General features: G+C 72.0%; 23 protein-coding genes. 11 read left to right on the top strand and 12 right to left on the bottom strand.

Annotation, left to right across the window (positions count from 1 at the left end; translation table 11 throughout):
- Positions 1–10: 10 nt before the first annotated feature.
- Together AB0C35_RS15010 and AB0C35_RS15005 are read right to left on the bottom strand one after the other, a co-directional pair.
- Positions 11–1,486: an MFS transporter gene (locus AB0C35_RS15010; RefSeq protein WP_358455193.1), complete on the bottom strand. Its 1,476-nt coding sequence runs from the start codon at positions 1,484–1,486 to the stop codon at positions 11–13.
- Between the two features lie 48 nt (positions 1,487–1,534).
- A complete protein-coding gene (locus AB0C35_RS15005) occupies positions 1,535–2,035 on the bottom strand; it encodes a MarR family winged helix-turn-helix transcriptional regulator (RefSeq protein WP_358455190.1) in 501 nt (166 codons plus the stop codon).
- A 236-nt stretch (positions 2,036–2,271) separates the two neighbouring features.
- Between AB0C35_RS15005 and trpS the strand changes: the two genes are divergently transcribed.
- Positions 2,272–3,330, top strand: coding sequence for a tryptophan--tRNA ligase (trpS, locus tag AB0C35_RS15000; protein ID WP_358455691.1), 1,059 nt, complete (start codon positions 2,272–2,274; stop codon positions 3,328–3,330).
- Here trpS and AB0C35_RS14995 read toward each other — a convergent pair.
- Genes AB0C35_RS14995 through AB0C35_RS14985 form a run of 3 tightly spaced genes read right to left on the bottom strand, consistent with a single transcriptional unit; the run spans position 3,327 to position 5,679 of the window.
- Positions 3,327–3,944 carry a helix-turn-helix domain-containing protein gene (locus AB0C35_RS14995; protein ID WP_358455187.1) on the bottom strand — a complete coding sequence of 206 codons (618 nt, stop codon included), beginning with the start codon at positions 3,942–3,944 and terminating at the stop codon, positions 3,327–3,329. The two genes, trpS and AB0C35_RS14995, sit on opposite strands and share 4 nt — an antisense overlap.
- On the bottom strand, positions 3,944–4,858 hold the full coding sequence (locus AB0C35_RS14990) for a saccharopine dehydrogenase (protein ID WP_358455184.1): 915 nt from the start codon (positions 4,856–4,858) through the stop codon (positions 3,944–3,946). The genes AB0C35_RS14995 and AB0C35_RS14990 overlap by 1 nt, the downstream gene beginning before the upstream one ends.
- Positions 4,855–5,679: a methyltransferase domain-containing protein gene (locus tag AB0C35_RS14985; protein WP_358455181.1), complete on the bottom strand. Its 825-nt coding sequence runs from the start codon at positions 5,677–5,679 to the stop codon at positions 4,855–4,857. The genes AB0C35_RS14990 and AB0C35_RS14985 overlap by 4 nt, the downstream gene beginning before the upstream one ends.
- A 124-nt stretch (positions 5,680–5,803) precedes the next feature.
- Here AB0C35_RS14985 and AB0C35_RS14980 point away from each other — a divergent pair, with 124 nt between their 5' ends.
- Both AB0C35_RS14980 and AB0C35_RS14975 read left to right on the top strand, forming a co-directional pair.
- On the top strand, positions 5,804–6,442 hold the full coding sequence (locus AB0C35_RS14980; protein WP_358455179.1) for a TetR/AcrR family transcriptional regulator: 639 nt from the start codon (positions 5,804–5,806) through the stop codon (positions 6,440–6,442).
- Complete coding sequence (locus AB0C35_RS14975; RefSeq protein WP_358455176.1) at positions 6,432–7,544, top strand: winged helix DNA-binding domain-containing protein; 1,113 nt, start codon at positions 6,432–6,434, stop codon at positions 7,542–7,544. The genes AB0C35_RS14980 and AB0C35_RS14975 overlap by 11 nt, the downstream gene beginning before the upstream one ends.
- A gap of 19 nt (positions 7,545–7,563) precedes the next feature.
- Here the strand turns inward: AB0C35_RS14975 and AB0C35_RS14970 are convergent, their stop codons facing one another.
- Positions 7,564–8,052 carry a MarR family transcriptional regulator gene (locus tag AB0C35_RS14970; RefSeq protein WP_358455173.1) on the bottom strand — a complete coding sequence of 163 codons (489 nt, stop codon included), beginning with the start codon at positions 8,050–8,052 and terminating at the stop codon, positions 7,564–7,566.
- A 94-nt stretch (positions 8,053–8,146) separates the two neighbouring features.
- Here AB0C35_RS14970 and AB0C35_RS14965 point away from each other — a divergent pair, with 94 nt between their 5' ends.
- Complete coding sequence (locus AB0C35_RS14965) at positions 8,147–8,914, top strand: class III extradiol ring-cleavage dioxygenase (RefSeq protein WP_358455171.1); 768 nt, start codon at positions 8,147–8,149, stop codon at positions 8,912–8,914.
- Positions 8,915–8,968: 54 nt separating this feature from the next.
- Here AB0C35_RS14965 and AB0C35_RS14960 read toward each other — a convergent pair whose 3' ends face one another.
- Positions 8,969–9,841, bottom strand: a complete 873-nt coding sequence (locus tag AB0C35_RS14960) for an NAD(P)-dependent oxidoreductase (protein WP_358455168.1) — start codon at positions 9,839–9,841, stop codon at positions 8,969–8,971.
- Between the two features lie 259 nt (positions 9,842–10,100).
- Here AB0C35_RS14960 and AB0C35_RS14955 point away from each other — a divergent pair, with 259 nt between their 5' ends.
- Positions 10,101–10,607 (top strand): O-acetyl-ADP-ribose deacetylase, encoded by a 507-nt coding sequence (locus tag AB0C35_RS14955; RefSeq protein WP_358455165.1) that lies wholly within the window; start codon positions 10,101–10,103, stop codon positions 10,605–10,607.
- Between the two features lie 27 nt (positions 10,608–10,634).
- Here AB0C35_RS14955 and AB0C35_RS14950 read toward each other — a convergent pair whose 3' ends face one another.
- The 3 genes from AB0C35_RS14950 to AB0C35_RS14940 all read right to left on the bottom strand — a co-directional run bounded on the left by AB0C35_RS14950 (position 10,635) and on the right by AB0C35_RS14940 (position 13,648).
- Positions 10,635–11,099: a universal stress protein gene (locus tag AB0C35_RS14950; protein WP_358455163.1), complete on the bottom strand. Its 465-nt coding sequence runs from the start codon at positions 11,097–11,099 to the stop codon at positions 10,635–10,637.
- 90 nt (positions 11,100–11,189) lie between these two features.
- Positions 11,190–11,978 carry a TIGR03084 family metal-binding protein gene (locus tag AB0C35_RS14945; protein ID WP_358455161.1) on the bottom strand — a complete coding sequence of 263 codons (789 nt, stop codon included), beginning with the start codon at positions 11,976–11,978 and terminating at the stop codon, positions 11,190–11,192.
- A gap of 50 nt (positions 11,979–12,028) precedes the next feature.
- Positions 12,029–13,648 carry an AMP-binding protein gene (locus AB0C35_RS14940; protein WP_358455158.1) on the bottom strand — a complete coding sequence of 540 codons (1,620 nt, stop codon included), beginning with the start codon at positions 13,646–13,648 and terminating at the stop codon, positions 12,029–12,031.
- 135 nt (positions 13,649–13,783) lie between these two features.
- Here AB0C35_RS14940 and AB0C35_RS14935 point away from each other — a divergent pair, with 135 nt between their 5' ends.
- Positions 13,784–14,680, top strand: coding sequence for a class I SAM-dependent methyltransferase (locus AB0C35_RS14935; protein WP_358455155.1), 897 nt, complete (start codon positions 13,784–13,786; stop codon positions 14,678–14,680).
- A gap of 4 nt (positions 14,681–14,684) precedes the next feature.
- Here AB0C35_RS14935 and AB0C35_RS14930 read toward each other — a convergent pair whose 3' ends face one another.
- Complete coding sequence (locus AB0C35_RS14930) at positions 14,685–15,446, bottom strand: SDR family NAD(P)-dependent oxidoreductase (protein WP_358455153.1); 762 nt, start codon at positions 15,444–15,446, stop codon at positions 14,685–14,687.
- A 134-nt stretch (positions 15,447–15,580) separates the two neighbouring features.
- On the opposite strand from AB0C35_RS14930, the gene mshA reads away from it, so the two are divergent.
- The 3 genes from mshA to AB0C35_RS14915 are packed head-to-tail and all read left to right on the top strand — an operon-like array spanning position 15,581 to position 18,336.
- Entirely contained in the window at positions 15,581–16,921 is a 1,341-nt protein-coding gene (gene mshA, locus AB0C35_RS14925; protein WP_358455150.1) for a D-inositol-3-phosphate glycosyltransferase, read from the top strand.
- A 39-nt stretch (positions 16,922–16,960) separates the two neighbouring features.
- Positions 16,961–17,473, top strand: a complete 513-nt coding sequence (locus AB0C35_RS14920; RefSeq protein WP_358455147.1) for a YbjN domain-containing protein — start codon at positions 16,961–16,963, stop codon at positions 17,471–17,473.
- Positions 17,474–17,496: 23 nt separating this feature from the next.
- A complete protein-coding gene (locus AB0C35_RS14915) occupies positions 17,497–18,336 on the top strand; it encodes a phosphoglyceromutase (protein ID WP_358455145.1) in 840 nt (279 codons plus the stop codon).
- A 51-nt stretch (positions 18,337–18,387) separates the two neighbouring features.
- Here AB0C35_RS14915 and phoU read toward each other — a convergent pair whose 3' ends face one another.
- The gene (gene phoU, locus AB0C35_RS14910) at positions 18,388–19,047 is read right to left on the bottom strand and encodes a phosphate signaling complex protein PhoU (protein ID WP_358455142.1); all 660 of its coding nucleotides are present in this window, start codon (positions 19,045–19,047) and stop codon (positions 18,388–18,390) included.
- A gap of 212 nt (positions 19,048–19,259) precedes the next feature.
- Here phoU and AB0C35_RS14905 point away from each other — a divergent pair, with 212 nt between their 5' ends.
- Both AB0C35_RS14905 and AB0C35_RS14900 read left to right on the top strand, forming a co-directional pair.
- Complete coding sequence (locus AB0C35_RS14905; RefSeq protein ID WP_358455139.1) at positions 19,260–20,594, top strand: ATP-binding protein; 1,335 nt, start codon at positions 19,260–19,262, stop codon at positions 20,592–20,594.
- Entirely contained in the window at positions 20,591–21,271 is a 681-nt protein-coding gene (locus AB0C35_RS14900) for a response regulator transcription factor (RefSeq protein ID WP_358455137.1), read from the top strand. Before AB0C35_RS14905 ends, AB0C35_RS14900 begins: the two co-directional genes overlap by 4 nt.
- Positions 21,272–21,357: the final 86 nt, after the last annotated feature.

Raw genomic sequence — 21,357 nt, 5'->3', positions numbered from 1 at the left:
GTGATCTCCTTCAGGCTTTCGTGGCGGTGACGGCGGTGTCGGCGGGCGCCGCGGCGTCCACCGGTGGCCTCGGGCGGCGCAGGACGAGGAGCGCGACGGCGAACGCGGTGGCGAGCAGGCCGGCCGAGACGCCGAACGCCAGGTGGTATCCGCCGGTGAGGGCGGCGGCGTCGCCGTGCCCGTCCGCCCGCAGGTTCTCGATCCGGGACGCCGCCAGGGTGGTCATGACCGCGACGCCGAGCGCCATCCCGACCTGCTGGACGGTGTTGAACAGCCCGGACGCGAGGCCCGCGTCGTCGGGGCGGGCGCTGGACATGCCGAGCGCGGTCAGCGACGGCAGGACCAGGCCCGCGCCCGCGACCAGGACGAACACGGGGAGCAGGTCGGTGACGTAGTCGGCGTCCGCCGGCACGGTCGTGAGCAGGAGCATCGCGCCGGTCAGGAGCACGAGCCCGGCCATCAGCACGAGCCGTTCGCCGACGCGGTTCGCCAGCCGCGCCGAAACGAACAGCGACACCGCGCCGATCGCCACGGCCGCGGGGAGCATCGCGAGACCGGTGTCGAGCGCGCCGTACCCGAGGACCTTCTGCATGTAGAGGGCGACGATCACCTGGAACGAGAACATCGCCGACAGCGTGAGCAGCTGGACGACGTACGCGCCGGACACGTTGCGGGAGCGCAGGATCCGCAGCGGCATCAGCGGGGTCGCGGCGGTGGCCTGGCGGGCGGCGAACCCGGCGAGCAGGGCGAGCGCCACCGCGCCGAGCCCGAGTGTGTGCGCCGCCAGCCAGCCGTGCAGCTCGACCTTGACGACCGTGTAGATCCCGAGCATCAGCCCGGACGTGACGAGGAACGCCCCGGCGAGGTCGGCGCCGGCGGACAGGCCGAGCCCGCGGTCGCGCGGCAGCGCCGGGAGGGCCAGCGCGATCGTGGCGAGCCCGATCGGCAGGTTGATGAAGAAGATCCAGTGCCAGCTCAGCGCGTCGGTGAGGACCCCGCCGAGGACCTGGCCGATGGACGCGCCGGCGGCGCCGGTGAAGCTGAAGATCCCGATGGCCTTGGCGCGTTCGCGGGCGTCGGTGAACAGCGTCACGAGGATGCCGAGGACCACCGCGGAGGCGAGCGCGCCGCCGACGCCCTGCAGGAACCGGGCGGCGATCAGCAGGCCGGACGAAGTGGCGGCGCCCGCGAGCAGGGACGCGGTGGTGAACAGGGCGTTCCCCGTGAGGAACAGCGTCTTGCGGCCGACGAGGTCGCCGAGCCGTCCGGCGAGCAGCAGCAGCCCGCCGAGGGGGATCAGGTAGGCGTTCATGATCCAGCTGAGCCCGGCGGGGGAGAAGCCGAGGTCGTCCTGGATGGCGGGCGTCGCGACGGTCACGATGCTGCCGTCCAGGATGGCCATCAGCATCGTGGTGGACAGGACGCCGAGCGCCGCCCAGCGGGATCGGAGCAGGGAATGCGCGGTCTTCTTCTGGTTCTGAGACACAGAAGAGACCGTAGCAGATGGTTTTGTTAGAGACGATCCTTATCGGATCTATTTTGTCCGCTCGCGTGCCCGCCGCACCGGCTGCGTGCTCTCGGACAGGGTCGCCAGATGCCCGGTGACCAGGGTGTTCAAGGCGCGCAGGAACACCTTCCGCTCGTCCGGCGGAAGGGAGCCGAGGGCCGCCTCGTGGACGCCGTCCGCGATCTCCTGGCTGCGCGCGGCGACCCGGGCACCCTCCTCGGTGACCGCGATGATCCTCGCCCGCCGGTCCCTGGACGACGGGCGGCGTTCGGCGAGGCCGCCCTTCTCCAGCGCGTCCACCGTCACGACCATCGTCGTCTTGTCCATGTCGCCGATCTCCGCGAGCTGGATCTGGGTGCGCTCCTCCTCCAGGGCGTGCACCAGGACGCAGTGCATGCGCGGCGTCAGCCCGATCTCGGCGAGCGCGGCCGTCATGCGGCTCCTCAGCACGTGGCTGGTGTGGTCCAGGAGGAACGACAGGTCGGGGCTCGTGCGGTCGGGCGACGTGCGCGGGGTCATGGAGGTCATGCGTCCCAGGCTACCCGTTTGGTTCCGTACTAGATTATCCGGGAGCAGCTACATTTCTTGGTCTATCCTGGAGCCGTGAACCACACCGTGTGTCTGCGCTGGTGGCCGTCCTAGGACGGCCGTGACCCACGCATGCCCATCGGGCCGTCCGCCGGACGGCCCTTTCTCTTCGGTGACGCGGCCTGTTCGGCGGGACGGCCGCACCGACCCGATCCGAGGAGACAACCGTGGAGACCATCCCCGAAGCCCCGCCCGCGGCCGCCGAGGCCGACGCCGCCGAGCGCCGAACCCGTGAGCTGGAAGAACGCATCGCCGCCGAACCCGGCGCGTTCCGCATCCTGACCGGCGACCGCCCCACCGGCCCGCTCCACCTCGGCCACTACTTCGGCACCCTCGCCAACCGGGTCCGGCTCCAGCGCGCCGGCGTCGAGCTGTTCGTGCTGGTCGCCGACTACCAGGTCCTCACCGACCGGGACGTCGCCGACCACCTGTCCGAGCACGTCGAAGGGCTGGTCGCCGACTACCTGGCCGCCGGCATCGACCCGTCCACCGCGACGATCTTCCGGCACAGCGCCGTCCCCGCCCTCAACCAGCTCATGCTGCCGTTCCTGTCGCTGGTGTCGGTCGCCGAACTCCAGCGCAACCCCACCGTGAAGGACGAGATCGCGGCCTCGCGGCAGACGTCGGTCAGCGGGCTGATGTTCACCTACCCCGTCCACCAGGCTGCCGACATCCTGTTCTGCAAGGCGAAACTCGTCCCGGTCGGCAAGGACCAGCTCCCGCACCAGGAGATCACCCGGACGATCGCGCGCCGCTTCAATGAACGCTACGGGCCCGTCTTCCCCGTACCGGACGCGCTGCTGTCGCCCGCGCCGAACCTCCTCGGGACCGACGGCCGGAAGATGAGCAAGAGCCGCGGCAACGCCATCGCGCTGTCCGCCGGGCCGGACGAGACCGCCCGGCTGATCAGGCGCGCGGTGACCGACGGCGACCGGCACATCGCCTACGCGCCCGAGACCCGTCCGCAGGTCTCCAACCTGGTGCTGCTCGCCGCGCTCTGCCAGGACCGCGACCCGCACGACGTCGCGGCCGAGATCGGCGACGGCGGCGCCGCCGCGCTCAAGAAGGCCGTGACCGACTCCGTCAACGAGTTCCTGCGCCCGATCCGCGCCCGCCGCGCCGAACTCGCCGCCGACCGGACGTACCTGCGCCGCGTCCTCGCCGAGGGCGACGAACGCGCCAACGCCGTGGCGGACCGCACCCTGGACGAGGTCAGGACCGCGATGGCCTCCTAACGCGGGGCGATGCCGTCCAGGACGGCGGTCACCAGGTCGTCCACGACGTCCACGGAGACGCGGTGCGCGATGTCCTCGCCCTGGAACAGCACCGACAGGACCGACTCGTGGCACGCGCCGACGATCATGGACGTGGCCGCGTCCACCCGGGCGCCGGGCGCGAGGCGGCCGAGGTCGCGCTCGGCCCGCAGGTAGCCGGCGAGCCGCTCGCGCCAGTCCTCGCCTCCGCCGCTCAGCGCCGAGAACCGGGCGAGGACCTCGGGGTGCGCGAGCAGGCCCGTCAGCGCCGGCAGCATCCCGTTGTGCAGGATCAGCCCGTGCTCGACGTAGACGCGCAGGTTGGCCTTGACCGTCGCCTCGCCGGGCGCGGGCAGCGGCGGCAGCGTGCGCTCCACGGCCGCCACGCGCGCCCGCATCGCGTGGGCGAGCAGCTCCTCCTTGTCGGCGAAATGGTTGTAGAGGACGCCGTCGGCGACGCCCGCCGCGCGCGCGATCGCCCGGACGGTCAGGCCCGCCGTCCCGCGCTCGGAGATCATCTGCTCGGCCGTGGCGATCAGATGCTCGCGCAGCGTCCGGTCGCCGGCGCGCAGCGCGGCCGCTTTTCGAGGTGACATCACGCCGCATCGTATTGAGCGAGCGCGAACCCGTGCTCGGCGAGTTCGGGCAGGAATCCGGGGCCGACGGCGTCCTCGATGTGCCGGACGCCGGGGTCCATCCCGTCCAGCCGCCGGACGACCATCGCGGTGACCAGGCCCGTCGCCCGGCTCTGCCGCCGCCCGGTGAACGAGCGCACCGACCCGCCGGACGCGGCCGCCACCGCGAACCCGTCACCGCCGAAGTGCGCCCGGCGGAGCACGGCCCGCAGCGCGGGCCGGTCGCGGAACCGCGCGAGACGCGGCAGCAGGGCCGTGAGGGTGCGCACGTCCAGGCAGAGGCCCGTCCGGACGCGTCCGGGGAGGGTGTACTGGTCGGAGAACGGGAAGCGGTGCACGGTCCGGGTGCCGTAGGGCTCCGGGAACCGCATCCGCCACGATTCGCCGATGGCGCCGAGCGAGTCGAGCGTCCACTCCACGGCGGAGGGACCGTGCCGGTCGCCCGACCCGAGGAGGACGCCGATGTCGGTGTCCCCTCCGCCGAGGTCGCGGGCCAGCAGGTTCGTGACGCCCGGGGCGAGGCCGACGCTCAGCACCGCCGTGGCCTCCCGCTCTCTCGCGAGCCCGTCGAGCTTCTCGATCCCGGCGAGGACCTCATGCGACGCGGACACGTCGACGTAGTCGATGCCCCGCCCGAGGGCCGCCTCCGCGACGCGCGCGTTCTCCTGGTCCGCGCACATGACCACGGCATCGGCGTCGATCCGGTTCAGGTCGTCGCCGCGCAGGTCGATCCGCATCGGGATCGCCCCGTCGACCGTGCGGGCCTTCGCCAGGTCACGTCCGGCGGCGACCACCTCCGGGACGTGCCCGAGCAGCCCGGCGACGACCTCGCGGCCGACCGCCCCGTACCCGCCGAGCACCACGACCCGTCTCATGCCCGCGCCGTGACCAGCCAGGCCGTCCCGCGCAGGCGGACGGCCCCGTCGCGCTCGAACGGCCGCATCGCCTCCGTGATGGTGTCGACCAGCTCTTCGCTTTCGCCGTAGTTGTAGCGGATCGGCCCCCATCCGGCGAAGAACTCGCCCGCGTCCCGCGCGTCCAGTCCCTCGATCTGCTCGCCCTCCACCTTGCGGCAGTTCACGCCATCGAAACCGGCCCCCTCCAGGACCTCGTGGACGCGATCGGGATCGGACAGCGACAGCGGCCCGTGATGCCCGATCGGGGCCTCCTCCCGCGGCGGGAGCGCCGCGAGGACCGTCCCGAGATCACCTTCGCCGAGCGGCGCCATCGACAGGAACGCCAGGCGGCCGCCCGCGCGCAGCGCCCGCCGGATGTTGCCGAACGCGGCGGCCGGGTCGGCGAAGAACATGACCCCGAAGCGGCTGACCGCGACGTCGAAGCCGCCATCGGGGAACGGGTACACCTGCGCGTCGCCCTGCTCGAACGTCACGTTCCGGACGCCCTCCTCCTCGGCGAGGGAGCGGGCGCGGGCGAGCATCGGCTCGGACAGGTCCACTCCCGTCGCCCCGCCGAGGCGTGCCCGTCCCGCCACGAGCCGGGTGATCTGCCCGTTTCCGCAGCCGATGTCGAGGACGCGGTCGTGCGGCCCGATCGCGGCGCCGTCCAGCAGGAACTCGTTGAAGCCGCCGTTCACGGCGTCGTACCGGTCGGAGTGATCGGCCCAGTGCCGCCCCTCGTAGCCGTTCCACGCCTCGTACTGCCCGACGTTGACGATCTCGGCCTTGCCGTCTCCCATGCTTCCTCCAGTATGAACGCATGTTCATGAACGTATGTTCATAGTGAACGCCCGAGGGTTCGGTGTCAAGGCCGGGCGGGTCGCGCTATAGAACGGAATTATTTGTTCCCCTAGTATGGGTTTCATGGAGACCACGGCACGGGCGCCCATGAGCGGGCGCAAGGCGCAGGCGGCGCGCAACGACGAACTCATCCGGCAGGCGGCGCGGGCGGTGTTCACCGCCGACCCTGGGGCGCCCATCTCGGCGGTCGCCGAGCACGCCGGGGTGGGGATCAGCGCGCTGTACCGCCGCTACAAGAGCAAGGAGGACCTGCTCCAGAAGCTCGCCGACGACGGCATGGACCGCTACCTCACCCAGGTGGAGGCCGCGCTGGAGGACGACGGCGACGCATGGGACGCGTTCGCCGGGTTCATGCGCCGCTGCCTGGACATTGGCGCCGGCTCCCTGACGATGCGGCTCGCCGGCAGCTTCGACGTCACCGAGGAGATGAGCCGCAAGGGACAGCAGATCCACCTCGCGACGAAGCGGCTGCTGGAACGCACCCAGGAGGCCGGTGCGCTGCGGCCCGAGATCGAGGTCGGGGACATCTCGGTGATGCTGGAGTACCTGCACGGCATCCGCATCGGCGACGATGAGCGCATGAACCGGTTGCAGCACCGCTACCTGGCCCTGATGCTGGACGCGCTGCACCTGACGGACAAGCAGGAGCTGCCGGGCCCTGCTCCCACCTGGCAGGAGCTTCGGGGACGCTATGACGACTGACGTGCCGGTGCTGGGGCACCGGGAGCTGAACCGGGCGCTGCTGGCGCGGCAGATGCTGCTGGAACGGCGGGCGATGCCGGCGCTGGAGGCGATCGAGCATCTGGTCGGCCTGCAGTCGCAGGCGCCGAACCCGCCGTACATCGGGCTGTGGAGCCGCCTCGCCGGGTTCGCGTTCGACGAGGTCGGGGAGCTGATGACCGATCGCCGGGCGCTGCGGATCGTCCTCATGCGCGGGACGCTCCACCTGGTCAGCGCCCGCGACGCCCGCGCGCTGCGTCCGCTGACCCAGGTGATCCTCGACAACCATCTGAAGACCAGGGCCCGGGACCTCGACGGCATCGACCTCACCGCCGTCGTCGCCTCGGCGCGGGCCCTGCTGGAGGGCGAGCCGCGCACCGACAAGGAGGTGCGGACGCTGCTGGCCGAGCGGTGGCCGGACGCGGACGCCGCGCTGCTCGGCTGGGCGGTTCGCTGCAGCCTGCCGCTCGTCCAGGTCCCGCCGCGCGGCATCTGGGGCGCGTCGGGAATGGCCAGGCACACGACCCTCGACGTGTGGCTCGGCGGGCCGGCGGCGTCCGACCCGTCCGTGGACGAGATGGTGCTGCGCTACCTGGCCGCGTTCGGGCCGGCGAGCGTCCAGGACGTCCAGCACTGGTCGGGCCTGACGCGGCTCGGCGAGGTCGTCGAGCGGCTGATCCCCAAGCTCCTCGTCTTCCAGGACGAGAGGGGCCGGAAGCTGTACGACGTGCCGGAGGCGCCGCGTCCCGGCCCCGATACGGCGGCGCCGGTCAGGTTCGTGCCCGAGTTCGACAATCTGACGCTGTCCCACGCGGACCGGGCCCGGATCATCACCGAGGAGCACCGCAAGCGCGTCTTCACCGTCAACGGGATCATCCGTGCGACGTTCCTCGTGGACGGCTTCGTCCACGGCATGTGGAAGATCGAGAAGAAACGCGGCGAGGCGACGCTGCGCATCGACCCGTTCACCCCGGTCCCGGCCCTCGAGCGCGCCGAGCTGGAGGACGAGGGCATGCGCCTGCTCGCCGCCGCCCACCCGGACGCGAAGTCCCACCAGGTCGAGTTCGGCGCCCCGTCCGCGTGACCGCCGGGTGAGGGGCTGATCAGCCGAGGTCGCGGGCGCAGGGGGCCTCGTGGTCGGGGTCCAGGGCTTCGAGGAGGGCGCGGAGGGTGGCGCGGAACTCCAGCGTCTGGTCGCGGGTGAGGGGGTCGAACAGGCGGCGCCTGACCTCGGCGACATGGCCGGGGGCGGCTTTGACGAGGACGGCGTAGCCCTCGTCGGTCAGTTCGGCGATCGTGGTGCGGCGGTCCGTGTCGTGCTTGGTCCGGCGTACCCAGCCCGCCTCCTCCAGCCGGTTGACGGCGTGGGAGAGGCGGCTCGGGGACGAGTGGACGATCTCCGCCAGTTCGGTCATGGTCAGGGCGCGTTCGGGCGCCTCCGACAGCATCGCCAAGATCATGTAATAGGTGTGCGGCATCCCCGAGTCGCGCTGCAACTGGCGGTCGAGGGCCTCGTTGAGCAGTCGCGACGTCCACAGGAAGGCGCGCCAGGTCTCCTGCTCGTCGGCGTCGAGCCATCGTGTGTCCGTCATGCCTCCCAGCGTACACAAAACAGTTGAGCACTCAAGACTTGAACGCTCAACTGTTTTGGAGTACTGTTGAACCATCAAGTAAAGGGAGAGTGACATGACCCGGATGCCCGTTCTCTATCTCAGCCACGGAGCTCCGCCGCTGGCCGACGACGCCCTGTGGACCGACGAGCTGGCCCGCTGGTCCGCCGAACTGCCGAATCCGAAGGCGGTCCTGATGGTGTCCGCGCACTGGGAGGAGGCGCCGCTGAGCATCGGCGCGACCCGCCAGGTGCCGCTCGTGTACGACTTCTGGGGCTTTCCCGAGCGCTACTTCAACGTCCGCTACGAGGCGCCCGGTGCCCCCGAACTGGCCGATGAGGTGCGCAAACTCATTCCCGACGTCCACCAGGAGGAGACGCGGGGCCTGGACCACGGCGCCTATGTGCCGCTCGTGGAGATGTATCCGGACGCCGACGTCCCCGTGTTGCAGATGTCGATGCCCACGCTGGAGCCGGAGCGGCTCTTCGAGGTCGGACGGTCCCTCGCGCCGCTTCGCGACCAGGGCGTTCTCATCATCGGGAGCGGTTTCACCACGCACAACCTGCGAGAGATCAACATGGGGCTTCCGTCGGACATCGCGCCGCCCGCATGGTCGTCGGAGTTCGACGAGTGGGCGGAGAAGGCCGTGGCGGGCGGCGACGTCGACGCCCTGCTCGACTTCCGCGCCAAGGCTCCGGCGGCTCGCATCGCCCACCCGAGGACGGAGCACTTCGCGCCGCTGTTCATGTCGCTCGGCGCCGACGCTGACGCGCCGTCGGGACGCCGGTCCGTCATCGACGGCTACTGGTTCGGGCTGGCGAAGCGCTCGTTCCAGTTCGGCTGACCGGCCGGCGGGTTACTTGTCACGTTCCGCCCGGAAACGTCCGATATCGGGGCGTCAGTCGACCCGGGCGGCGCCGTTCATCGCCGCGGAGCCGTCCATCTGGGAGAAGCCCGTGCGCCAGGACGCGACCTGCGGCTTCCAGCCGAGGCTCAGCGCCCTGGAGTTCGACACCGGGCGGCCCGTCGTGGCGGCGTGCTTGCCGGCGCTGCCCGGCGTCGGCGCGCCGAGCGCCGCGCTGTAGACCGGCAGCCAGTCGGCCGTCGTCGCCGGCTCGTCGTCGACGACGTTGACCGCGCCGGCGGGCCAGTCGAGCGCCGCCATCGCCGCCGACGCCGCGTCGTCGGCGTGCACGAACGACGTCCACCCGGGCGCCTGGCGCAGGCTCCCGGCCCGCACCCGCTCGGCGATCGCGCCGTCCGGCGCGTACCACGTCCCGGGCCCGTAGAGCGCGCCGTACCGCAGCACGACGCCGCGCGGCATCTGCGCGACGGCGTTCTCGAGCGCCGCGACGCCCTCGTACGGCGGCAGCGACGTGTCGAGCGGGTCGGTCTCGACGGCGGGCGCGTCCCCCGGCAGGTACAGCCAGGCGATGCTCTGCGCGATCATCGTCTCGACGTTCGCGGTGAGGGCGGCCTCGACCAGGTTGCGGGTGCCCTCGATCCGCAGATGCGAGTTGGCCGCGAAGTCCTCGTCGCTGAGATCGGTGAGCTGGTGGATCACCGCGTCCGGGCGCTCGGCCGCGACGGCCTTGCGCACGGCGGAGGCGTCGAGGACGTCCACCACGACCGGCGTAGCGCCGAGGTCGCGCAGCATCCCGGCGCGGCCGGGCCGGCGCGTCGTCCCTGCGACCTCGTGGCCCGCCTGGACGAGCAGCGGGATCAGCCGGCGACCGACGACTCCGGTCGCTCCGGCGAGGAGAATCTTCAAGGGGGTACCTCCACGACTTTCACGCCTTTGTGGTCGTCTCGACGGCAGGATAGGCAGTCACTCTTTCAATGGTCACGTCCGGGCCTTCCGCATCGAACCCCCGCATACCGGCCGGACGACGTCGGACGAGTCGCACCGCCCCCGGAGCCCCGTCCGCCATGAGCGTACCGCCGGGAACCGCCCGCATGCGTTTCGCGACCGGCCCGGGAGAGAATTCTTCTCCTCTGACGGGGTTCGGCCACAGCGGAGGAACGGCGACATGAAGATCACTCTCGTCCAGGGCGACATCACCGAGCAGGAGGTCGACGCGGTCGTGAACGCGGCCAACTCGTCCCTCCTGGGCGGCGGCGGGGTGGACGGCGCGATCCACCGCAGGGGCGGCCCGGAGATTCTGGACGAATGCCGCAAACTGCGAGCGTCCCATTACGGCGGCGGCCTCCCGACCGGCCAGGCGGTCGCCACGACCGCCGGCCGGCTGCCCGCCGAATGGGTCATCCACACCGTCGGTCCCGTCTACTCCTCCTCCGACGACCGCACGGCCCAGCTCGCGTCCTGCTATCGCGAATCCCTGCGGGTCGCCGACGAACTCGGCGTCGAGTCCATCGCCTTTCCGGCCGTGTCGGCGGGCATCTACGGCTGGCCCATGGACGACGCCGCCCGCATCGCCGTCGGCACGGTCCGCTCCACCCCGACGAAGGTCAGCGACGTTCGCTTCGTCCTGTTCACCGGCGATGCCTACGACGCCTTCGAACGCGCCATCGCCTGACATGGCCCACATGGTCCGGCGCCCCGGTCAGTACTCCTCCTTCGGTGGCGGCACGACCAGCGTCGGACGCCGGACGTGATGAAGAACACGGGTCGAGACGCTGCCCAGGATCACTGACCGGGCGCCCGCAAGGCCGCGCGACCCGGTGACGACCAGCGAGGCGTTCAGCTCGTCCGCCACGTCGACGATGGCGGCCCAGACCGGCCCGCCCCCGCGTTCGGCCCGCGTCGCCACCTCGGTCAGCCCGGCGGCGAGCGCGAGGTCGGCGCCGTGCCGCGCGAGCCGCTCGGCCTGCTTCTCCTCCTCGTACCGGTCGCCGTCCTCCCAGGCGGCCACCGCCGTCGCGGACGCGAGCGGCATCCAGCTGATCTGCGCCAGCAGCGGCTCCCACACGGTCATGACCACGGCCGGCTCGGGCCTGACATGCCGCGCCGCGTACTCGACCGCGGCCTGCGCGTCGCCGGACCCGTCATAGGCGATGAGAATCGTCATGCCCGGAGACATGTCCGAACCCGGCCCGGCTGAACACGAACGCCCCGCATAGTGCCCAAACTCACCCGGGCGACGCCGGACGGTGCGGGCTCAGGCCGTCGCGGGGGAGCGGCCGGGGCCGGGCGGGCCGGCGAACGCCTGGGCGACGTCCAGCCAGCGGTCGGCGTCCGCGCCGACGGCGGTGAGGGCGAGGTCGCCGCGGTGGCGGCGCTGGGTGGCCAGGTGGCAGAAGTCGAGCGCCGGCCCGGTGACCGACTGCGCCGCCTCCGGCGGGCCCCACGTCCACTCCTCGCCGGCCGGGCCCTTCAGGACGACGCGGAACTCCTCGGCGGGCGGCTCCAGGCCGCGGTTCCTGAAGGCGAAGTCGCGGGTCCTGACGCCGATGTGGGCGACGTGCCGGAGCCGGTGCGTGGGCTCGCGCCGTTCGCCGAGCGCGTCGGCGACGTCCTCGCCGTGCGCCCAGGTCTCCATGAGCCGCGCGGTCGCCATGGACGCCGGGCTCATCGGCGGGCCGAACCAGGGGAGCTGCGTCCCCGCCGGGACGGCGGCCAGGGCGTCGACCATGCGGCGCCGCCCGTCCCGCCAGCGGGCGAGGAGGCGGGCGGGGTCCTCGGCGGCGCCCTCCGCGGCCCCGGCCTCCACGTAGCCGCCCGGGTCGGCCAGGGCCTCCTCGATGAGCTTCGCGAACGCGCCGGCGTCGGTGGCCGCGACGATGGCCTGGGCGTCCGTCCAGGCGAGGTGGGCGATCTGGTGCGCGATCGTCCAGCCCTCGGCCGGCGTCGGGACGGCCCAGCGGGCGGCGGGCAGCGGCGCGACGAGGGCGTCGGCGGAGTCGCCCTCGGCGGCCAGGTCGGCGAGGAGGCTGTGCAGGTCCGGCATGCCGCCAGGATCTCGCGGGACGGTGGCGTCCGTCCAGAACGGAATTTCGTTCAGTCGAGGAGGGCGCGGGCGGCGGCGTAGTCGGCCTTGCCGTTGGGCAGGCGCAGGCCGCCATCGGTCCGGACGAACGCCTTCGGGATCTTGTAGCGGGCCAGGTGGGCGGCGCACCCCTCGCGCAGCTCCTCGTCGCCCGGGGCCCCGGCGGGACGGATCACCGCGACGATCTCCGTCCCCCAGCGTTCGCTCGGACGCCCGACCACCAGCGCGTCCGCGACGCCGGGCAGCCCCCGCACGACGTTCTCGACCTCCTCGGCGAACACCTTCTCCCCGCCGGTGTTGATCGTCGTGGCCTCCCGCCCGTGGAGCTCGACGGTCCCGTCCGCGAGGAGCCGCGCCCGGTCGCCCGGCACGACGAGCCGCTCGCCGTCCAGCGTGCGGAACGTGGACGCGGTCTTCTCCGGATCGCCGAGGTAACCGAGGGGGATCGAGTCACCGCCCTTGGCCAGCCAGCCCATCTCGTCCTCGCCCGGCGCGAGGCGGCGCGACCGGTCGGCGCTGAGGACGGCCGTCCCCGGAGTCGGCATGAACGTCCGCGCGGACGAGCCGCTGCGGGCGAGCTGGAAACCGGACTCCGACGATCCGAGGATGTCCACGATCCGGGAGTGCGGGAGCAGTTCGAGGAGACGCCGCTTGACGGCCGGGCTGATGGCCGCCGCCGAGTTGACGAACGTCCGCAGGGAGCCGAGGTCGTGGTCGCGCGCCTCCAGCGCCTCGACGATCGGGCGGGCGAACGCGTCCCCGACCAGCGGCATCCGGGTGACGCGCTCGCGTTCCGCGGTGGCCATCAGGTTGGCGGCGTCCAGGCCGTCCACCCGGTCGGGGAAGACGACGCACGCGCCGCCGCACCAGCCGCCCAGCGACGACCACGTGCCCGCGCCGTGCATGAGCGGCGGTCCGACGAGCACGCGGTGATCGCTCCGGACGGCCGTCGCGACGGCGTCGCCGAGATCGGTGACCGGGGTGCCGTCGCGGCGCCGCATCCCCAGCGGGCCGAGCATCAGGTCGCCGATCCGCCACAGCACGCCCTTCGGCATCCCGGTCGTCCCGCCGGTGTAGAGGATGTGCAGATCACCGGCCTCGGGGCGCACGCCGTGGAGGGGCGTGGCGGACGCCTGCGCGAGCGCCTCCTCGTAGTCCAGCGCGCCGGGCAGGAGGTCCTCGCCGGACTCGTCCGCCACCTGGAGGAGCAGCGGGGCGCGGTCGAGCCGCTTGACCACCCGTCCGATGGCCTGCGCGAACCGGGCGTGGTAGATCACGGCCGCCGGCCGGGCGTCACCGAAGAGGTGGGCCAGCTCGTCGTCCACGTACCGGTAGTTGACGTTGAACGGCGCGAGCCGGGCCTTGTGCGCGCCGATCAGGCCCTCCAGGTACTCCGGCCCGTTGTGCAGGTAGAGGGCGAGGTGATCGTGCGGCGACTCCCACGGGTCGGACGTCCGTCCGCCGGACCCGTTGTCGTGCAGGCCCAGTCCGTTCCCGTGCAGGACGTTCGCCAGCCGCCGTGTCCGCTCCGACATCTCGCGCCAGGTCATCCGGCGGTCGCGCCAGACCAGGCATTCACGGTCGGGGACGGCGGCGGCGATGGCCTCGTGCAGCGTCGCCAGGTCGAGCATCGGCACTCCTCGGTGGACGGCGTCGACAGCACCGTAACCGCTGGCTTACCGAATCTCATTCGGCGGGGTCGGCATCGGCGGACGCACCGGGCGCAAACGTACGAGGCATAAGGGATGAGGCGGAAGAATTACCCGGTGCCCCCAGTCAAGAAGCCGCGGGGCGAGGTGACCCGCGGCACCACCGCCCCCAACCGGCTGCGCCGCGTGGACCGCTGGATAACCGCCACCCAGACCGGCCCCCTGCGCTCGGCCCCGGCGCGCAGAGCCCCGCCGGACCGGGCCGCCGCGCCGCTGGCCGTCGACCTCGGGTACGGCGCCTCCCCGGTCACGACGTTCGAGCTCTTCACCCGGCTCCGCGCCGTCTCGCCGCGCCTGGAGGTCGCCGGCATCGAGATAGACCCGGGCCGGGTCGCCGCCGGACTCCGCTTCCTCGCCGCCCTCAAAGGGTCCGGTTCCGGGCCCGGCGCCGAGTCCCCGGGCGACCGCGGCCCCTACGACGGCCTGACGTTCCTGCGCGGCGGCTTCGAACTGCCGGTCGAGCGCCCACCCGTCCTGATCAGGGCGTTCAACGTCCTGCGGCAGTACGACGAGCCCGCGGCCCGGCGCGCCTGGGACGAGCTGCGCGCCCGCCTCCACCCGTCCGGCGTCCTCGTCGAGGGAACGTGCGACGAGATCGGGCGCCGCGCGGTCTGGGTGACGCTCACCCCGGACGGCCCGCGGACGATAACGTTCGCCGCCCATCTGGCGACGCTCGACCGTCCGTCCGCGCTGGCGGAGCGGCTCCCGAAGACGCTGATCCACCGCAATGTCCCCGGCGAGCCCGTGCACGACCTCCTCGTGGCGTTCGACCGCTGCTGGGCGGCCGCCGCCCCGCACTCGGCGTTCGGCCCGCGCGCCCGCTGGATCGAGGCGGTGACGCTGCTCGCCCGGACCCACCCCGTCCTCGCCCGCCCGCCCTACGGCGGCAGGCACCGCTGGCGCCTCGGCGAGCTGACGCTCCCCTGGACGGCGGTCGCGCCCCGCTCCGGCTGAACGGCTACCGCTCGCGGTGCAGCTTGTGGGGGGCCGCCTGGACGCGCGGCTGGACGTCGATGCGGTCGATGTTGACGTGCGGGGGACGGGTGACGGCCCACGCCACGCAGTCGGCGACGTCCTCGGCGACCAGCGGCTCGGGGACGCCCTCGTACGGCTTGGCGGCCTTCTCCTCGTCCCCGTGGAACCGGACCAGCGAGAACTCCTCCGTCTTCACCAGGCCGGGGGCGATCTCGGTGATGCGGACGGGCTCGGCGACCAGTTCGAGCCGCATCACGTCGTTGACGGCGTAGGCGGCGTGCTTGGCCGCGTTGTAGCCGCCGCCGCCCTCGTACGGGACGTGCGCGGCGAGCGAGGTGACGTTGACGATGTGCCCGGCGCCGCTCTCGATCAGCTTGGGCAGCAGCGCCTTGGTGACGCGCACCAGCCCGAGGACGTTGGTGTCGTACATCGCCTGCCACTCGCCCAGGTCCGAGGCGGCGACGGGGTCGAGGCCGATGGCGCCGCCGGCGTTGTTGACCAGCACGTGGCAGCCGTCGACCGCGGCCGCGAGGGCGTCCACCGACTCCTGGGAGGTCACGTCCAGCTTGAACGGGACGACCTTGCCGGCGCCCGGCACGCTCTCGGTGATCTCCTCGGCGAGGGCGTCCAGGCGGTCCCGGCGCCGCGCGGCGAGCACGACGTTGAAGCCCTCCGCCGCGAGGCGCCTGCCCGTGGCGGCCCCGATTCCACTGCTTGCTCCGGTCACTACTGCGGTCTTGCGCATGGACCAAGCCTCCCAGGCCCGGAGGCGTGAATTCCCGGTGAGGTCGGTCACTGTGGCGACAAGTGACGGTTGGCCCCCTAACCGAGGGAACACCAAACGCGGTCGATAGGTTGCACTACCGGAGGTGGTGTCCGGTGTCGCGTCGTATCAACCGGGTTGCGACGGTCAGTGTTCATACTTCCCCCCTCGATCAACCGGGTACCGGCGACGCCGGCGGCATGAACGTCTACATCGTCGAGGTGGCCAAGCGCCTCGCCGCCCGCGGCGTCGAAGTCGACATCTTCACCCGTGCGACCTGCCGCGCCATGCCCCCCGTCGTCGAGCTGGCCCCGGGCGTCCTCGTCCGCAACGTCATCGCCGGGCCGTTCGAGGAACTGGACAAGACCGAACTACCCCGGCACCTGTGCGGCTTCACCTCCGGCGTCCTGCGCGTCGAGGCGGCACACGACCCCGGCCACTACGACCTCCTCCACACCCACTACTGGCTGTCCGGCCAGGCGGGCTGGGCCGCGAAGCAGCGCTGGGGCGTCCCGCTCGTCCACTCCATGCACACCATGGCCAAAGTGAAGAACGCGGCGCTCGCGGACGGCGACAAGGCCGAACCCGCCGAGCGCGTCCTCGGCGAGGAGCAGGTCGTCGCATCGTCCGACCAGCTCATCGCCAACACCGGCAAAGAAGCCGATGAGCTCGTCGACCTGTACGGCGCCGACCCCTCCCGCGTCGCGACCGTCAGCCCCGGCGTCGACCTGTCCCTGTTCCGCCCCGAATCGCCCCTCCTGGCCCGCGGCGCCGGACTGCTCCCGCACCGGACGGGGCCCGCCCGCCGCCGCCTCGGCCTGCCCCGCGACGCGTACGTGCTGCTGTTCGTCGGCCGCATCCAGCCGCTCAAAGCACCGGACGTCCTGCTCCGCGCGGTCGCCCGCATGCTCGCGGACGACCCGTCCCTGCGCGCCCAGCTCGTCGTCGCCGTCGTCGGGGGCCCGAGCGGCTCCGGACGATGCCGCCCCGAGGGCCTGCAGAACCTCGCGGCCGAACTCGGCATCAGCGACGTCATGCGCTTCGAACCCCCGAGCCCGCAGGCCGAGCTGGCCGACTGGTACCGGGCCGCGGACGTCACCGTCGTCCCGTCGCACAGCGAGTCGTTCGGCCTCGTCGCCGTCGAGTCCCAGGCCTGCGGGACGCCCGTCGTCGCGTCCCGCGTCGGCGGCCTGTGCACCGCCGTCGCCGACGGCGACTCCGGCGTCCTGATACGCGGCCACGATCCCGCCGACTACGCCGCCGTCCTGCGCCGCCTGCACGCCGAACCCGGACTGCACGCCCGGCTCTCCCGCGGCGCCGTCCGGCACGGGCACAGCTTCGGATGGGACGCCACGGTCGACAACCTCCTCGATGTGTACAGCGGCGCCGTGTATACCGGAGCCATGTCGATTCCGGCCGTCCGGGCCGCACCCGTCACCGCGGAGGTCACGGCATGAGCGACGTGAACCGGGGGCGTTCCCCGCGAGGAGCCAGGTGTGAACCAGGTTGAGACCATCAGGCAGACCCTGGAGGCCGCCGAGCTGGAGTTCGACGAACCCCGCGAGAACGCGTTCTTCGTCAAGCTCCCCGGGCAGCACAAGCTCGCCACCATGACCTGGCTGATCGTCGGCGAGCACAGCCTGCACGTCGAGGCGTTCTTCTGCCGCCGCCCGGACGAGAACCACGCCGAGTTCTACCGCTTCCTCCTGGAGAAGAACGGCCGCATGTACGGGGTCGCCTTCGCCCTGGACGACGTCGGCGACGTCCACCTCGTCGGGAGGGTCCCCCTGGAGTCGGTGTCCCCGGACGAGATCGACCGTCTCCTCGGCTGCGTCCTCACCTACTCCGACGAGAACTTCGACAAGGCCCTCGAACGCGGGTTCAAGACGTCCATCCAGCGCGAATGGGACTGGCGCGTCAAGCGCGGCGAAAGCCTCGCCAACCTCCAGGCCTTCGCCTCCTTCGCCGACCCCGCCAACCGCGACCCCGCCGACGGCCGGCGACCCTGACCGGGCCGATAGGCTCTGATGCCATGGCGACCCTGGTATTGCTCCGGCATGGCGAAAGCGTCTGGAACGCGGAAGGGCTGTTCACCGGCTGGGTGGACGTCGACCTGTCCGCGAAGGGCGAGGGTGAGGCGACCAAGGGCGGCGATCTGCTGCTCGACGCCGACATCACCCCCGACGTGGTGCACACCTCCCTGCTGAAGCGGGCCATCCGCACCGCCAACATCGCCTTGGACGTGGCCGACCTCCTCTGGATCCCCGTCAAGCGCTCCTGGCGGCTCAACGAGCGCCACTACGGCGCCCTCCAGGGCAAGAACAAGGCTCAGACGCGCGAGGAGTTCGGCGAAGAGCAGTTCATGACCTGGCGCCGCTCCTACGACACCCCGCCGCCGCCCATCAAGGACGACGACCCGCTGTCCCAGGTGAACGACCTCCGCTACGCCGAACTCCCCTCCGAGCTGATCCCGCGCACGGAGTGCCTCGCCGACGTCGTCGACCGCTTCCTCCCGTACTGGTACGACGCGATCGTCCCCGACCTGGCGGCCGGCAAGACCGTCCTGGTCGCCGCCCACGGCAACTCCCTGCGCGGCATGGTCAAGCACCTGGACGACCTCTCCGACGAGCAGGTCGTCGGCCTCAACATCCCCACCGGCATCCCGCTGGTCTACGAACTCGACGACGACTTCGCCCCCCTCAAGCGCGGCGGCGAGTACCTCGACCCGGCCGCCGCCAAGGCCGCCATCGAAGCCGTCAAGAACCAGGGCGCCGCGAAGAAGGACGGCCCCAAGCCGCCCACCCCGCCGCTCCCGAAGGACGCCAAGGACGCCAAGTCCAAGGCCAAGCCCAGGCGCGGCAGGAGGAAGTAGCCGGGTGAGGGGCCGCCCGGAGCGGTGGCCCCTCCGCACGCGGGCGGCGCCTCAGAGCTCGGTGATCTCTTCGGGGCGCTGTCCCGTGACCAGGTAGACGACGTTCTCCGCCACGTGGACGGCGTGGTCGGCGAAGCGTTCGAAATAGCGGCCGGCGAGGGTGATGTCGACCGCCGGTTCGACGCCGTGCTTCCACTTGGGCGACAGGAGAAGGTCGAAGAGGCGGCGGTGCAGGCGGTCCATCTGGTCGTCGTCGCTGTCCAGTTCCAGCCCCATCTCGACGTCCTGCGACGCGATGACGCTGCCCGCCTTGGCGATCATGCGCTCGGCGATCTGCCCCATTTCCAGGACGGTGGCCTGCAGTTCGGGCGGGACGGCGGACTCGGGGTGCCGGCGGCGGGCGGTCTTGGCGATGTGGACGGCGAGGTCGCCCATCCGTTCGAGGTCGCCGCTCATCCGCAGCGTGGTGATGAGGGTGCGCAGGTCGCCGGCCACGGGCTGCTGCCGGGCCATGAGGTCGAAGACGATCTCCTCGATCTCCGCGTCGATCTTGTTGACGTGCTCGTCCCCGCTGATGACCTCCTCGGACAGGCGCAGGTCGGCGTCCAGGAGCGCGGTCACCGCGCGGGCCATCGCGGAGCGGACGAGGCGGGTCATCTCCACCAGCCGGTCGGCGAGGGAGTCGAGCTCCTCGTGATAAGCGTCGCGCAATTCAGAATCCTTCGGAGCGAATGGGGCGAAACGGGCGGGGTTCGGGGCGTTTCCGGGGGCCGCCCGGGGCGTCGGGACGGACTCGCCCACGCCACAGCCTGCCTTGCGGGCATGAACGGGCCTGGATGAGAAGGTGAACTTTCGGGGAACGAGATCGCCGTGACCAGCGCCTCCGGGTGGGAGGGGTCCGGATGCCGCTTACGATCCGTGGTGTGGAGGTCGAGATTATCGCGATCCTGACGGGCCTCGCCGGGCTCGCGATCGGGCTCGCGACCGGATTGGCGGTGCGAGTGAGCGAGCGGGCCGGGAAGACGGCGGTTCCGGCGGCGCCGGTGGGCGGTCTGCCGCCCGGCGTCGCCTCGGTGCTCAGCGTCCTGCGGTCGTCCGCCGTCGTGGTGGACGGCGAGGACCGCGTCCTGCGCGCCAGTTCGGCCGCGCGGGCGTTCGGCATGGTCAGCGGCGACCGGCTCATGGTGGACGAGGTGCTGGCGATGGCCCGGCTCGTCCGGCGGGACGGGGAGATCCGCGAGACCGAGATCCAGGTCGGGCCGACGGGCGCGCGGAGCCGCGCCGACGGACGCTGGTTCGCGGTGCGGGTGGCCCCGCTCGGTTCGCACGGGCTCGTCCTGGTGCTGGCCGAGGACCTCACCGACATGCACCGCACCGAGGCGATCCGGCGCGACTTCGTGGCGAACGTCAGCCACGAGCTCAAGACCCCCGTCGGCGCACTGTCGCTGCTCGCGGAGACGGTCGAGAACGCCGCCGACGACCCCGAGGCGATCCGGCGGTTCGCCGGCCGGATGCAGTACGAGTCGGTGCGGCTGACCAACCTCGTCCAGGATCTGATGACGCTGTCGCGCGTCCAGGGCGACGAGCCGCTCCCGGACCTGCGCCCCGTCACGCTGGACGAGGTGGCCGCCGAGGCGCTGGAGCGCTGCCAGTTCAAGGCGTCCGCCAAGGACATCGAGCTGACCGTCGGCGGCGAGGACGGCCTGCGGGTGCGCGGGGACCAGGAACTCCTCGTCACCGCCCTCCGCAACCTGGTCGACAACGCCGTCGCGTACAGCCCGGAGAACACCCGGGTCGTCGTCGCGACCCGGATGTGCGACGACCGGCATGTCGAGGTCAACGTGACCGACCAGGGCATCGGCATCCCCGACGGCGAGGTGGAGCGGATCTTCGAGCGCTTCTACCGGGTCGATCCCGCCCGGTCCCGGCAGACCGGAGGCACCGGCCTCGGGCTCGCCATCGTCAAGCACGTCACCAGCAAGCACGGCGGGGACGTGACCGTGTGGAGCAAGGAGGGGCACGGGTCGACGTTCACGATCCGGCTGCCGCTGCTCGACGTCACCGTCCAGCCCGGCCCCGCCGGCGCGGACGCGGGAAGAGACCCCGCAGAGCACCGGGACCCCGCGGCCGGAGGAGACGCGGCCGCGGGAAACGCGGCGCCCGGTGACGCGGCGGACACGAGAAGACAGGCGGACGCGGCGGAAGACGCGGACGTAGAGGAAGACACCCAGAACACCGTCCGGGAGGCAACACCGTGACCCGCGTGCTCGTCGTGGAAGACGAAGAGTCGTTCAGCGACGCACTGTCGTACAACCTGCGCAAGGAGGGCTTCGAGGTGGCCGTCGCCGCCACCGGCCCCGACGCGCTGGACATCTTCGAGCGCAACGGCGCCGACCTCGTGCTCCTCGACCTGATGCTCCCCGGACTGCCCGGCACGGAGGTGTGCCGGGAGCTGCGCGCCAAGTCCAGCGTCCCCGTCATCATGCTGACCGCCAAGGACAGCGAGGTCGACAAGGTCGTCGGCCTGGAACTCGGCGCCGACGACTACGTCACCAAGCCGTTCTCGACGCGCGAGCTGATCGCCCGGATGCGGGCCGTCCTGCGCCGCCAGGGCGAGGTCGAGGAGGTGTCGCCCGCGACGCTGGAGGCCGGTCCCGTCCGGATGGACGTCGAACGGCACGTGGTCAGCGTCGCCGGCGAACCCGTCCAGCTTCCGCTCAAGGAGTTCGAGCTGCTGGAGGTGCTGCTGCGCAATGCCGGCCGCGTTCTGACCCGGATGCAGCTGATCGACCGCGTGTGGGGCGCCGACTACGTCGGGGACACCAAGACGCTGGACGTGCACATCAAGCGCCTCCGCGCCAAGATCGAGGAAGTCCCGTCCTCGCCGCGCTACATCGTCACCGTCCGCGGCCTGGGCTACAAGTTCGAGCCCTGATCAGCACGGAGAACGGCCCGTAAGGCGAGAGTGCCTTGCGGGCCGTTCTTCTTGTTCTGTCCGACGGGTGCCGTCCTCGCGGTGCG

The organism is Spirillospora sp. NPDC048819, assembly GCF_040650055.1.
Lineage (GTDB): Bacteria > Actinomycetota > Actinomycetes > Streptosporangiales > Streptosporangiaceae > Spirillospora.
This window is presented reverse-complemented; position numbering and strand designations above follow the sequence as displayed.

Bases quoted from the DNA above. Each gene is read 5' to 3' on its own strand.
- AB0C35_RS15005 (WP_358455190.1), bottom strand. From the start codon at position 2,035: ATGACCTCCATGACCCCGCGCACGTCGCCCGACCGCACGAGCCCCGAC.
- AB0C35_RS14995 (WP_358455187.1), bottom strand. From the start codon at position 3,944: ATGTCACCTCGAAAAGCGGCCGCGCTGCGCGCCGGCGACCGGACGCTG.
- AB0C35_RS14990 (WP_358455184.1), bottom strand. From the start codon at position 4,858: ATGAGACGGGTCGTGGTGCTCGGCGGGTACGGGGCGGTCGGCCGCGAG.
- AB0C35_RS14985 (WP_358455181.1), bottom strand. From the start codon at position 5,679: ATGGGAGACGGCAAGGCCGAGATCGTCAACGTCGGGCAGTACGAGGCG.
- AB0C35_RS14980 (WP_358455179.1), top strand. From the start codon at position 5,804: ATGGAGACCACGGCACGGGCGCCCATGAGCGGGCGCAAGGCGCAGGCG.
- AB0C35_RS14975 (WP_358455176.1), top strand. From the start codon at position 6,432: ATGACGACTGACGTGCCGGTGCTGGGGCACCGGGAGCTGAACCGGGCG.
- AB0C35_RS14970 (WP_358455173.1), bottom strand. From the start codon at position 8,052: ATGACGGACACACGATGGCTCGACGCCGACGAGCAGGAGACCTGGCGC.
- AB0C35_RS14965 (WP_358455171.1), top strand. From the start codon at position 8,147: ATGACCCGGATGCCCGTTCTCTATCTCAGCCACGGAGCTCCGCCGCTG.
- AB0C35_RS14955 (WP_358455165.1), top strand. From the start codon at position 10,101: ATGAAGATCACTCTCGTCCAGGGCGACATCACCGAGCAGGAGGTCGAC.
- AB0C35_RS14950 (WP_358455163.1), bottom strand. From the start codon at position 11,099: ATGACGATTCTCATCGCCTATGACGGGTCCGGCGACGCGCAGGCCGCG.
- AB0C35_RS14945 (WP_358455161.1), bottom strand. From the start codon at position 11,978: ATGCCGGACCTGCACAGCCTCCTCGCCGACCTGGCCGCCGAGGGCGAC.
- AB0C35_RS14940 (WP_358455158.1), bottom strand. From the start codon at position 13,648: ATGCTCGACCTGGCGACGCTGCACGAGGCCATCGCCGCCGCCGTCCCC.
- AB0C35_RS14930 (WP_358455153.1), bottom strand. From the start codon at position 15,446: ATGCGCAAGACCGCAGTAGTGACCGGAGCAAGCAGTGGAATCGGGGCC.
- AB0C35_RS14915 (WP_358455145.1), top strand. From the start codon at position 17,497: ATGGCGACCCTGGTATTGCTCCGGCATGGCGAAAGCGTCTGGAACGCG.